The organism is Opitutus sp. GAS368, from assembly GCF_900104925.1.
GTDB lineage: Bacteria > Verrucomicrobiota > Verrucomicrobiia > Opitutales > Opitutaceae > Lacunisphaera.
Map to the genome: position 1 here is coordinate 450,173 of NZ_LT629735.1, position 12,600 is coordinate 462,772.

8 protein-coding genes are annotated in these 12,600 nt (G+C 66.4%); 5 read left to right on the top strand and 3 right to left on the bottom strand.

What is annotated here, in order from left to right; translation table 11 throughout:
* Positions 1 to 36 precede the first annotated feature (36 nt).
* Both BLU29_RS01925 and BLU29_RS01930 read right to left on the bottom strand, forming a co-directional pair.
* A complete protein-coding gene (locus BLU29_RS01925) occupies positions 37 to 564 on the bottom strand; it encodes a cupin domain-containing protein (protein WP_091054894.1) in 528 nt (175 codons plus the stop codon).
* Between the two features lie 105 nt (positions 565 to 669).
* Entirely contained in the window at positions 670 to 2,457 is a 1,788-nt protein-coding gene (locus tag BLU29_RS01930) for a DEAD/DEAH box helicase (RefSeq protein ID WP_091054895.1), read from the bottom strand.
* Positions 2,458 to 2,670: 213 nt separating this feature from the next.
* On the opposite strand from BLU29_RS01930, the gene BLU29_RS01935 reads away from it, so the two are divergent.
* From BLU29_RS01935 to BLU29_RS01955, 5 genes are all read left to right on the top strand, one after another.
* Positions 2,671 to 4,632 (top strand): APC family permease, encoded by a 1,962-nt coding sequence (locus BLU29_RS01935; RefSeq protein WP_091054896.1) that lies wholly within the window; start codon positions 2,671 to 2,673, stop codon positions 4,630 to 4,632.
* Between the two features lie 39 nt (positions 4,633 to 4,671).
* Positions 4,672 to 6,063, top strand: coding sequence for a DEAD/DEAH box helicase (locus BLU29_RS01940; protein WP_172830187.1), 1,392 nt, complete (start codon positions 4,672 to 4,674; stop codon positions 6,061 to 6,063).
* Positions 6,064 to 6,197: 134 nt separating this feature from the next.
* Complete coding sequence (locus tag BLU29_RS01945) at positions 6,198 to 8,426, top strand: adenylate/guanylate cyclase domain-containing protein (RefSeq protein WP_091054897.1); 2,229 nt, start codon at positions 6,198 to 6,200, stop codon at positions 8,424 to 8,426.
* A 120-nt stretch (positions 8,427 to 8,546) separates the two neighbouring features.
* A complete protein-coding gene (locus BLU29_RS01950) occupies positions 8,547 to 10,106 on the top strand; it encodes a FecR domain-containing protein (RefSeq protein ID WP_172830188.1) in 1,560 nt (519 codons plus the stop codon).
* A gap of 90 nt (positions 10,107 to 10,196) precedes the next feature.
* Positions 10,197 to 11,363 (top strand): threonine synthase, encoded by a 1,167-nt coding sequence (locus tag BLU29_RS01955; RefSeq protein WP_197677749.1) that lies wholly within the window; start codon positions 10,197 to 10,199, stop codon positions 11,361 to 11,363.
* A 97-nt stretch (positions 11,364 to 11,460) separates the two neighbouring features.
* Here the strand turns inward: BLU29_RS01955 and BLU29_RS01960 are convergent, their stop codons facing one another.
* Positions 11,461 to 12,567 (bottom strand): AIR synthase related protein, encoded by a 1,107-nt coding sequence (locus BLU29_RS01960; protein WP_091054900.1) that lies wholly within the window; start codon positions 12,565 to 12,567, stop codon positions 11,461 to 11,463.
* Positions 12,568 to 12,600: the final 33 nt, after the last annotated feature.

The window sequence follows — 12,600 nt, forward strand, 5'->3', positions numbered from 1 at the left end:
CGCAAGACGCAGAAGGCGGGATACGGAGATCCCGCCCTACCGCAGCCCCTTCGGCGGCTGCGCCCGCGTGAGCGCCTGGATGCCCTCCGCGAAGACCGGATGGGATGCCAGCAGCGCTTCGCGCGCGCCGAGCTCGAAGTCTCCCCAGACGAATTCCGGCGCCACGACACATGTCACGAGCGCCCAGCGCCCGCCGGCGGCGAGCCGCGTGCCCTGCCAGAGCTGCGCCGGCACGACGTCCTGCGGGCGCTCGCCCGCCGCGAGGTGCAGGCCGAGCTTCACCCATTCGCCGGTGCCATCCGGCCGCAGGCGCAGCGACTCGAGCGGATCGCCCGCGTGGAAGCACCAGACCTCGTCCGTCGCCAGCCGGTGCAGCGCGGAGAATCCCCCGGGAGTGATCAGCGAATAAATCATCGACCACGCGCGCTTGCCGCCAGGCAGAACCGTGGCCGACTCACCCGTGCGCCGGAAATAGCCGCCCTCCTGGTCGAGCGGCTCAAGCTTGAGCAGGCGCACGACCTCGCCGGCGGTGTGAGTGTCGGGTGAGAGAGTGACGGTCTTCATGCCTGCATCATTTGTAGAAGCCTGCTTGCAGGCGATTCAAGCAAACGCCAACGGATCAATCGCTGAATCGCCTGCAAGCAGGCTCTACAAAAAGATTGCCCCGTCTCATTCCGCGCCGGGCGGCACGATCGCCGGCTTCAGCGACTGGTTCTTGATGCGGATGCCCGCGAGCTTGGCGACCACCAGCTCGGCGTGCTCGGTGGCGACGTCGACATTGGTGTGCTCCTCGTGGATGTCGATCGCGCCGACGACATTGGCCGGCAGGCGGGTGACGCCTGCGATCTTGCCGACGAGGTCGGCCGGCGTGACGAGCTGCGCGCGACCGACGTTGAATGTCACCGTGGTGAAACCCGATTCGCGGCCCGTGCGGGGTTTGCGGTCGAAGGTGCGCTTCTGCGCGGCAAACCGGTCGCCGGAAGGTTTTTCATAGACGGGCTTCTCATGGGTGGAGCGTGCTGACCCCAGCGCGCTGGCCGGAGGCGCCTTCGCGGGAGACGCGCCGGGGGCAGCGCGTTCCACCTTGGCGGCGGGCGCCACCTTCGGCGCCTCGTTGGCCGCGATGCGTTCGGCCTTGGTGCCCGGTCCCTTGGCCGGGGCTTCCTCGCCGGCGCCCTGCAGGAGGTGGATCAGCGCCGACGCGATGTCCGTGCTGGTGTAACCCTGCTCGATCAACCGCTGGACCATCTGGTCGTGCGGCCGGAATTTCTTCTCCTCGAGCGTGGCGCGGAGTCTCTCGAAGAACACGTTGCCCTTGGCCTCCTCGACCTCGTCCATCGACGGCACCCGCTCGCGGCGGATATTGAGCCGGCCATAATGGATCATGTTCTGCATCTTGTAGAGCTCGCGGCCCGCCACGAAGGTGAAGGCCATGCCCTGCTTGCCCGCGCGGCCGGTGCGGCCGATGCGGTGCGTGTAGTCCTCCGCGTCGTTCGGCAGGTCGAAGTTGAACACGACCTCGAGGTCGTCCACATCGAGCCCGCGCGCCGCGACATCCGTCGCGACCAGGAACTCGAAGCCGCGGCGGCGGAACTTGTCCATCACCCGCGTGCGCTGGGCCTGCGTGATGTCGCCGTGCAGCCGGTCGGTCGAGTAGCCGCGGGCGTGCAGGTGCTCGTCGAGCTCGTCGACCATGATCTTGGTGCTGCAAAAGATGATGCCGAAGCGGAAGTCGTGGAGGTCGATGAGCCGCGTGAGCAGCTCGATCTTGGAGCGCCGGTCCACCTCGAAGTAGATCTGCTCCACCTGCGGTGCGTTCTGGGCGTGGGCCTCGATCCGCACCCAGACCGGGTCGCGGGTGTAGCGCTTGATCAGGTCCTGGATCATCTGCGGCATCGTCGCCGAGAAGAACAGGCACTGCCGCTCCGCGGGCACCGACTTGAGGATGTGCTCGATGTCGTCGCGGAAACCCATGTCGAGCATCCGGTCGGCCTCGTCGAGCACGATGACCTTCAGCGCATCGAGCTTCATCGTGCCGCGGGCCATGTGGTCCATGACGCGGCCGGGCGTGCCGATGACGACCTGCGCGCCGGCGTGGAGCGCGCGGAACTGCCGCTCGTAGCTCTGGCCGCCGTAGATCGGCACCTCCATCAGGCCCTTCTTGAAAAACGCCAGCTTGCCGAATTCCTCGGCCACCTGCACCGCCAGTTCGCGCGTCGGGCAGAGCACGAGCACCTGCACCTGACGCAACTTCACATCGACCTTCTCGATCGCGGGGATGGCGAAGGCCGCGGTCTTGCCCGAGCCGGTCGCCGACTGACCGACCACGTCCTTGCCCGCCAATCCATGCGGAATGACCGCGGTTTGGATGGGCGAGGCTTCCTCGAAACCCATCTTGTCCACGGCTTTCAGAATCTCCGGCGACAGGCCGAGTTCGTTGAACGGGCGTTTTTCCATGGGACCAGCGTGGCGGTGTCGCCGCGAGAAAGAGAGATAAAAGTGCTCGGCCGAAGAAAGAGGCCGCGGCAAACATAAACTGCTTAGGACACCATTTTTGCCCGCCTTGGCCTGGGTTCTGACCGGTTGGCATGCTTGGCGCATAAACATTGGCTTTCCTTTATCCGTCGCCCTGGATCCCACCCCGTCCCAGCATCTGTTTCACCCGGCCATATGTCTCTCAAAACCCTCTTTTTCGGCAAATCGCGGTCGCTGTCTGACCAAGATCTTTTTCACAAGGTGTCACTCATCGCGCTTTTCGCATGGGTGGGCCTCGGTGCCGATGGGCTCTCGTCCTCCTGCTACGGCCCCGAGGAGACTTTCAAGGCCCTGGGCGGCAATACCCACCTCGCGTTGTTCGTCGCCCTGGCCTCGGTTGTGACCATCATCGCGATCTGCGCGAGCTACTCGCAGATCATCTCGCTGTTTCCCACCGGGGGCGGCGGCTACCTCGTCGCCACCAAGCTGCTGTCGCCGTTCGCCGGCGTCGTCTCGGGCAGCGCCCTCCTCATCGACTATGTGCTCACCATCACCATCTCGGTGGCGAGCGGCGCGGACGCCCTCTTCAGTATTCTGCCTCAGGAATACCTGCCCTGGAAGCTCGTCTTCTCGCTCGCCGGCGTGGGTGGCCTCACGCTGATCAACCTGCGTGGCGTGAAGGAGTCCGTCATGCTCTGGGTGCCTGTGTTCTTCCTGTTCGTGGGCACGCACGCCTTTGCGATCATCTATGCCCTGAGCACGCATGCCAGCGGCCTGGGGCAGGTGGCCTCGGCCACCGCCGGCGAAGTCCACCTGGTCAGCGCATCCGTCGGCTGGTTCGGCCTGATGGCCCTGCTGCTCAAGGCCTACAGCATGGGTGCCGGCACCTACACGGGAATCGAGGCCGTCAGCAACGGCCTGCCCATCCTGCGCGAGCCGCGGGTGCAGACCGGCCGCCGCACCATGATCTACATGGGCGTCTCGCTGGCCGTCACCGTCGCCGGCCTGCTGCTGGCCTATCTGCTTTACGCCGTCAAACCCACGGAGGGGAAGACGCTCAACGCGGTGCTGTTCGAGGCCATGACCGGAGGCTGGGGCCACCGCTCCGGCTGGTGGTTCGTCAAGGTCACGCTGGCTTCCGAGGCCGCGCTGCTGCTGATCGCCGCCCAGACCGGGTTTCTCGACGGTCCGCGCGTGCTGGCCAACATGGCGCTCGACCGCTGGTTCCCGACGCGTTTCGCCAACCTGAGCGACCGCTTCGTGACCCAGAACGGCCTGGTGCTCATGGGCGCCGCGGCGTTCGTGATGATGGCCTTCACCAAGGGCTCGGTCGACCTGCTGGTCGTGCTCTACTCGATCAACGTCTTCATCACCTTCTCGCTGTCGCAGCTCGGCATGGTGGTCCACTGGTGGCAGGAGCGCGCGGTGGAACCCGGCTGGCAGCGCAAGCTCGCGATCAACGGCTTCGGTTTCGCGCTGACTTTCTTCATCCTGATTTCCCTCACCCTCGAGAAGTTCACCGAAGGCGGCTGGGTCACCATCGTCATCACCGGCCTGCTCATCGCCGCCGCCTACGCAGTGCGGCGCCACTACCTGAACGTCGGCCTGCACCTGCGCCGGCTGGACGCCATCGTCGAGGCCGCCGACCTGCACGTGCCCGAGATCCGCGTGCTGGCCGCCCCGCCCAACCCCAAGGCCCGCACCGCCGTCATCCTCGTGAACGGCTACAACGGCCTCGGGCTCCACACGCTGCTGCATGTGCCCCGCATGTTCGGCGACACGTTCCGCAACTACGCCTTTGTCCAGGTGGGCGCGGTGGACGCCGGTAATTTCAAGGGTGCGGCCGACATCGAGGCCCTGCGCCACCACACCGCCGCGGAGGCCGCACGTTATGTGAAATGGGCGAAGGCCCGCGGCTACGGCAGCGAGAGTTACACCACCATCGGCCACGACCTGGTCGGCGAGGTCCTGGCCCTGGCCCGGCAGGCCGCGGAGGCCTACCCCAACCATGTCTTTTTCGCCGGCCAGCTCCTGTTCACCCGCGAGACGCGGCTCACCCGCTGGCTGCACAACCACACCGTTTTCACCCTGCAGCGGCGCTTCTTCCTGGCCAACATGCCGTTCGTCATCCTGCCCATCCGGGTCGACGAGGATTAGCCTCGCTTTGTGCCCCGGTTGCCGGGGTAATGGCCCGCTATGCCATTTTCCAAGCTCGGGCTGCCGCCCGCCCTCATCAACGGTGTCAAGGCCATGGGCTACGTTGACCCGACGCCCATCCAGCTGCGGGCCATCCCTGTCGTGCTCAGTGGCGGCGACCTGATCGCTTCGGCCCAGACCGGCACCGGCAAGACCGCCGCCTTCGCCCTCCCCGTCCTCGCCCGCCTCGGCAAGCACGAGATCCGCGGCCCGCGCGTGCTCGTCCTCGAGCCCACCCGCGAGCTGGCCGCCCAGGTCGAGACCGCCTTCCGCGACTTCGGCCGCTTCACCGACCTCCGTGCCACCGTCGTCCACGGCGGCGTCGGCTACGGCCGCCAGCGCAGCGAAATCCAGGCCGGCACCGACATCGTCATCGCCACGCCCGGCCGCCTGATGGACTTCCTTCAGGAGAAGACCCTCCGCCTCGACAACCTCAAGATCCTCATCCTCGACGAGGTCGACCGCATGCTCGACATGGGCTTCGTCAAGGACGTGAAGAAGATCATCGGGATGTGCCCGCGTGAGCGCCAGACGCTGTTCTTCTCCGCCACCGTGCCGCCCGAGATCGAGGAAGTCGCCCGCTTCGCCCTGCGCAACCCAGCGCGCGTCGAGATTGGCGTCGCCCGCACGGTCAACAAGTCCGTCACCCACGCGTTCTACCCGGTCTCGCAGCTCAAGAAGTTCGACCTGCTCACCGCGTTGCTCGAGAAGACGGATTTTCACAGCTGCCTCATCTTCTCGCGCACCAAGCACGGCGCCGACAAGATCGCCCGCAAGCTCAAGTCCGCCAACCACTCCGTCGCCGTCCTCCACGCCAACCGCTCGCAGTCGCAGCGCGTCGAGGCCCTCGAGGGCTTCAAGTCCGGCAAATACGAGGTGATGGTCGCCACCGACATCGCCGCCCGCGGCATCGATGTCGCCGGCGTCTCGCACGTCATCAACTACGACATCCCGGCCAACCCCGAGGATTACGTCCATCGCATCGGTCGCACCGGCCGCGCCGCCGCCGTCGGCGACGCCTTCACGCTGACCACGCCCGACCAGGCCGGCGAGATCCGCGACATCGAGCGTTTCATCGGCCAGAAAGTGCCGCAGCTGAAGCTCGATGGTTTCGATTACCACTCCGCCCCGACCATCGGTGCGTCCGCCGGTCCGCGCTACGTCGATCCCCGCCGCGCCCAGCAGCAGCACAATCGCGGCGGCCATGGTGGTGGTCACAGCGGCGGCCAGCCACGTCAGTCGCAAGGCCACGCGCCGCAGCCACCCCGTCCGCAAGGTCAGGGTCAGGCCCCGCGCCCGGCCCAGCCGGGTCAGGGTCACGGCGGTGGTGGCGGTCAGCCCGCCCCGCGCAAGTTCGGCGGCCTGTCGCGCGGCAGCTGGCGCCAGCGCTGAACTCGAAATAAGGCCAAGCGCGCTGACCCCAGCGCGCTTGGCCCTCAAAACGCGTTGGGGTCAACGCGTTCCACCTCACCCGGGCCAGAAATCGCTTGGCTCGGGCGCGCCGCCCTCGCCATGATGCCGCCGCGATGTTGAGCCACGCCCGCAAGACCTTCCGCCAGATCTGGTGGGCGCCGTTGGTGTGTTTCGGCCTGGCGTGGCTCGCGGATCACTATCTGGGCGTCGTGCAGCAGGCCGAATGGCACACCTTGGACTGGCGCACCCAGTTCCGCGCCTACTCCCAGCCGCCGCCCGATCCGCGCCTCGTCATCGTGCTCTTTGAGGATGACACCGACGCCAACCTGACGCCCTGGCCGCCCGACCGGGCATGGCACGGTAACTTCAACAAGTTCCTCGCCGTGGAAAAGCCCGCCGTCATTTCGTGGGACGTCATCCTTGACGCCCGGCGCGAGGGCGAGGGTGACGCCGCCATGGGCCGCGACACAAAAGCGGCCGTTGACTCGGGTGTGCAGGTCGTCACCGCGGCGGTGACCAGTTCTGACCCGCCCGAATACGAATCGCCTCCGGTGGGCCCAACCCGCCCGCTCACCCACATCGAGGGTGACATCAGCCAGCTCTACAGCGACCGGCACGCCCTCGTGCCCTTCCCTGCATTGAAGGCTATCGCGCCCTATGGTTTCGCCGACGCGCCGCGCACCACGGACGGTGTCATCCGTGAGGTGCCGCTGGTGATCCGGTTGGACGGCCAGGTCTTCCCCTCGCTCGCCCTGCAGACCGTGATGTGCTTCTACCACATCCCGCCGGAGAAGGTCCGCGTGCGGCCCGGTGACGGCATCTACCTGCCGGTCGAGGGCGGCGAACGCCGCATCCCTATCTCCGCCACGGGACGTTACACGATCAACTATCGCTTCGACCAAGAAGCCGACGGAACGCGCTTTGATTTCCCGACGCACACTTACCGGGAAATGCTCCTGAAAATCCAAGCCTACCACGTCGACAAGACTCCCAACGCCGCGAAGCCGCCCAACATCGCCGGCAAGATCGTGTTCGTCGGCCAGACTGTCACCGGCAAGGCCGACGCCGGCCCGACCCAGCGCAATGCCTATTCCCCACTCGTGCTCGTGCACGCCAACATCGTGAACAACATCCTCAACGAGGACTACGTTCGCCCGGTGCCGCCCGCCCTGGTCTGGTCCCTCGCCCTGCTGCTGGGCTGGCTCGGGCTGGCGGTGATGGCCGACAGGTCTGTCATCGTGCTTTGCGGCGGCGCCGTGCTGGGGATCGTCAGCTACACGTCGGCTGCCGTCTGGGCGTGGGTGTGGGGCAACTGGCAGGTGCCGCTCGTGCCGCCCCTGGCGGGTTTCGCCGCACTGCAGTTCATCGTCATCGGCCGCCGCATCCTGGAGGAGCAGCGCGGTCGGCAGGCCATCAAGGGCATGTTCGGCGCCTACCTTTCCCCGCAGCTGGTGGACCGGATGGTGAAGAGCGGCCAGATGCCGGAGCTGGGCGGACACCAGGAGGAAATCACCGCGTATTTCAGCGATATCCAGGGTTACTCGACCTTCTCGGAAAAACTCTCGGCGGCGCGCCTGGTCGAGCTGCTGAACGAATACCTCACCGTCTGCACCGACATCATCCAGGAGGAGGGCGGCACGCTCGACAAATACATCGGCGACGCCGTCGTGGCGATGTTCGGCGCACCCATCGCCCTGCCCGACCACGCCTACCGCGCCTGCGTGACCGCGCTGCGGGTGCAGCGTGCGCTGGAGGACCTGCGCCAGCGCTGGGCCGCCCAAGGCGAGACATGGCCGCTGACCGTGCGTCAGATGCGCTCGCGCATCGGCCTCAACTCCGGGGTCGCCGTGGTCGGCAACATGGGCAGCCGCACCCGGTTCAGCTACACCATGACCAGCGACGACGTGAACCTCGCCGCGCGCATGGAATCCGGCGCCAAGAGCTGGGGCGCCTACACCATGTGCAGCGAGGCGACCAAGGCGGCCTGCGAGCAGCACGGCGGCGACCGGGTGGTCTTCCGCCCGCTCGGCCGGATCGTGGTCAAGGGCCGTGCCCAGGCGGTGCCCATCCATGAGATTGTCGGGCTGAAGGAGCACGTGACGCCGACCACCCACGAGTGCCTCGCCCTCTTCAGCCAGGGACTGGCCCGCTACTATGAGCGCGACTGGGCGGGGGCGGAGACCCTGTTCCGGCGCAGTGCGGCCTTGGAGCCCAACCTGCCCGGCCAGACGCCTGGCGTGTCCTCCAACCCCTCTCTCGTATTCCTCGACATCACCGCCCATTACGCGGCCCACCCTCCCGCGGCAGACTGGGACGGGGTCTATGTCATGAAGGAAAAATAGCAGCCTCGGCTCATGCCATAGCCGCAATCCTCGGGAGATTTTACAGCAATATGAATAACTGCTTGAACAATGGGTTCGGCACTCTATTTGCTAATGACTCGCACTAACGCAGCAAATAACATGAAAAAAATAACTACTTTCCTCATTATCGCAGCCTTTCTCGCGCTTGGTAGCTCCAAGGCCTTGGCGGCTGAGACAAAGACGCAGGCAAAGGTGCTGAAAATCACCGGTGATAACGCGCAAGTCCTGATGCCAGGCGAGTCGACCCCGCGGTCGCTAAAGCTCGACGAAGAACTCCCGGAAGGTGCCACCGTCATTACTGGCGCGGGCACTGAGGTGTATATCCAGCCGATGGGCGGCGCCGTCGCCACCATCAAGCCCAACACCAACGTCGAACTGGAGAAACTGTCGATCAACCAGGATGGCGAGACGATTACGAAGCAGAGTGCGCTGTTGAACCTCAAGTCGGGTAACCTGGTCTCGTCTCTTGATCCCAAAAAGAGAGCCATCAACGATTACGGCGTGCGCACCCCGAAGGGGGTTGCGGCGGCTCGCGGCACCGTATTCACAGTCAATGTTGCCGGTGTGAATTACACCGTCGTGACCGGAACGGGCTCGGTTTCAATCTCCGCACCTGGTCAGATCCCGGTAACGATTTCCGCCGGTCAGGTCTCGCTTTCTGCCAACGGTGGCGGCGCGCAACCGGTATCGGCACTCTCCGCCGCCCAGCAGGCGGTCGTCGAACACGCCGTGACCATCGCCACCGCCGCCGTGGCCGTCGTCGCAAACAATCCCGGGGCTTTTAATGTTGATCCCGCCACCGCCAAATCAGAATTGTCGGCCGTCGTTCAGACGACCGTGGCTTCCGTCCCCAACGCCACATCGGCGGTAATCCAGACCGCCGCCGCCAATGCGCCGGCCCAGACCACCGCGGTCGTCCAAGCCGCCGTGCAGACGGCGGCCGCGGCCCCCGGCGCCACGGCCGCCAGCGTATCTGCTGCCGCCTCGACTATCGCGGCAGCTGCTACAACGGGTGCGCCGTCTCAAGCCGCGGCCATCGCCTCCACGGCCACCACGGCGGCCCCCGCCGCTGCGGCACAAATTGCCGCTTCCACGGCGGCCGTTGCCCCGACGCAAGCGGCCGCAATCGCCTCATCTGTCACCACGGCGGCTTCGACCTCCAACGGAGGCGGCACCGCTGGCGTCCAAGCGGCCGCAAATATTGCGGCTTCCGTTGCGGCGACCGTGCCAGCCTCGGCGAACGCGATTGCCTCGGCGGTGGCAACTTCCCTGGCGAATTCAACCCCAGGCGGCGTGAGTGTGAATGCTCAGGCCACCGTGGCGGCTTCTGTCGCCCAGGCTTCCAACACTTCGGTCGCTTCGGTCGCTGCTGCGGTCGCCACCACGACTGGCAGCAATGTCAATGCCGTGACCAATGTGGCCAACAGCAGCAATGTTCAGTCCACCGCGGCCACAACCGCCACAACGGCCCAATCGACTGCCTCGCAGGCGAACACGACCGCGACGCAGCAGCAGACAACGACAACTCAGGTCAACCAAGCCACCGGGACAACTCCCGCTCCGACCACGCCGCCGCCCACCACACCGCCTCCGACCACGCCGCCGCCCACTACCACGCCGCAGCCGATCGATCCCTCGACGGTCAGCCGCTCGGGCTGATAAGCTTCCTCGCTTTTTCCAAGCCGGCCCCCCACGGGCCGGCTTTTTTGTGCCTGCATCCGGCGGCCAAAGCGTGTTCTGCTCTCCGTCGTGCATCTCACCCACCTCGCCTGCACCGCCTGCGCCCAGGAGCACGACGCCTCCGTCCCCCAGAACGTCTGCACCGCCTGCGGCAAGCCGCTCTACCCGCAATACGACCTCGCCGCCGCCGGACGCACCCTGACCAAGGCCGCCCTCGCCGCCCGCGTGAAATCCCTCTGGCGCTACCGCGAGGTGCTGCCGGTGCGTTCCGACGCTGACATCGTCACGCTGGGCGAAGGCCTGACCCCTCTGCTGTCCGCTCCGCGACTCGCAGCGAAACACGGTCTCGCGAAGCTCTTCATCAAGGACGAGTCGCTCAACCCGACCCAGAGCTTCAAGGCGCGCGGCATGAGCACCGCCGTCTCGATGGCGAAGCAGTTCGGCCTGAAAAAACTCGCCGCTCCCTCCGCCGGCAATGCCGGCGGCGCCCTCGCCGCCTACGCCGCCCGGGCTGGCATCGAAGCGCACATCTTCATGCCGGCCGACACGCCCAGGGCGAACGTCATCGAATGCCGCGAGCTGGGCGCGCACGTCACGCTGATCAACGGTCTCATCACCGACTGCGGTGCCGAGGTCGCGAAGCGCAAGGCCGCCGAGGGCTGGTTCGACGTCTCCACCCTCAAGGAACCCTACCGCGTCGAGGGCAAGAAGACCCTCGGCTACGAACTGGCCGAGCAGCTCGACTGGACTCTGCCCGACGTCGTGCTTTACCCGACGGGCGGCGGCACCGGCCTCGTCGGCATGTGGAAGGCCTTTGACGAGATGGAACGCCTCGGCTGGATCGGGCCGAAGCGCCCGCGGATGTTCAGCGTCCAGGCCAGCGGCTGCCAGCCCATCGTCCGCGCCTTCTCGGCCGGCGAGAAATTCGCCGCCGAGCATATCGGCGCCTCGACCAAGGCCTCCGGCCTGCGGGTGCCCAAGGCCATCGGCGACTTCATCATGCTCGACATTCTGCGGAAGTCCGGCGGCGGCGCGGTGGCCGTCACCGATGAAGAGATGATCGCCGGTGTGCGCGAGGTCGGCGCGGCGGAGGGCCTGTTCGTCGCGCCCGAGGGCGCCGCCACCTACGCCGCGCTCAAGCACCTGCTCGCCACGAAGACCGTCGGCCCCGATGAATCCGTCGTCCTCTTCAACACCGGCGCCGGGGTGAAATACCTCGAGTGCTTCGGCGGGTAATTGTATTTTTCTGCGCTGTAGGAGGGGCTTTACGCCCCGATTCCGAACGCGGCATCATTCCCATCGGGGCATAAAGCCCCTCCTACGGTTCGGAAATTCACCGCACCTGCAGCGTGTCCGCTTCGTAGCCCAAGCCGAGCGACGGGATCGTGACCGCCTTGCGGCCGCCCTGCTTCTTCACCTTGCCTGCCACCCAGGCCTCGTGACCCGCGGCCTTGGCGGCGGCGAGCGTGGTCTCGACGGCCGACGGGGCCACGTAGGCGGCGAAACCGACGCCCATGTTGAAGGTTGCGTAGGCCTCGCGCAGCTCGATCGGGCCGGCCTCCATCAGGAACTTGAACAGCGCCGGAATCGCACGCGGCTCGGTGATCTCATAGACAAAAGGTTCCTCGAGCCGCATCAGCTTGCGCCAGCCGTGGCCGGTCACGTGCGCCACGTAGTTGAGCTTCACGCCGGCCTGCTGGCACTTGACCACGAAATCCACGTAGATGGCCGAAGCCGCGAGCAACGCCTCGCCGTAGGTGCGGTTGTCGCCATGCCCGACCGGCGTCGCGTAGCCCTGCGGCAGCTTGTCCGCGATGAGCCGGCAAAGACTGAGGCCGTTGGTCTGCACCCCCGTCGAAGCGAGAAAGATGATGGTGTCCCCGTCTTGCACGTCGCCGGTAATGCGCTGGGACTTCGGCTCGATCTTGCCGATGGCGGAACCCGCCAGGACGATGGTGGCGGGATTGACGATGCCCTTGAGCGTCGGCGTCTCGCCGCCACCCCAGACCGCGCCGGCCTGGTGGCAGCCCTCGGCCCAGCCGTCCACCAGCGCCTGCATGCGCGCCGCGTCGGAGAACCAACCCGAGTCGCCCACCGCCGCGTGCATCGCCACGGAAATCGGCCGCGCACCGCAGGTGATAAGGTCGTTGACGATGGTCGCGACCGTATCGATGGCGATCTCCCGGTAGAAATTCTTCCCGCTGGCGACGTAGACGGCGTCGGCCACGAGGTTCTTGGTGCCGAGGCCTTCCTCGACGTGCGCCAGGAAGTGATCCTTGCCCTCGATCAGGTAGGCGCTCTCGCCGCGGGTCGTTGCCGGCTCGGCATAGCCGTGGGCCGCGAGCTCGCCGGCCGTGCCGCGCGCGGCCTGCTGGCAGGCCCGCTTGAAGGCATCGAGCTGATCGTAGCGGACACCGGAACTTTCGTAGGAGAGAGACATGAGGAAGAATCTCCGCGGATTACGCAGACACCC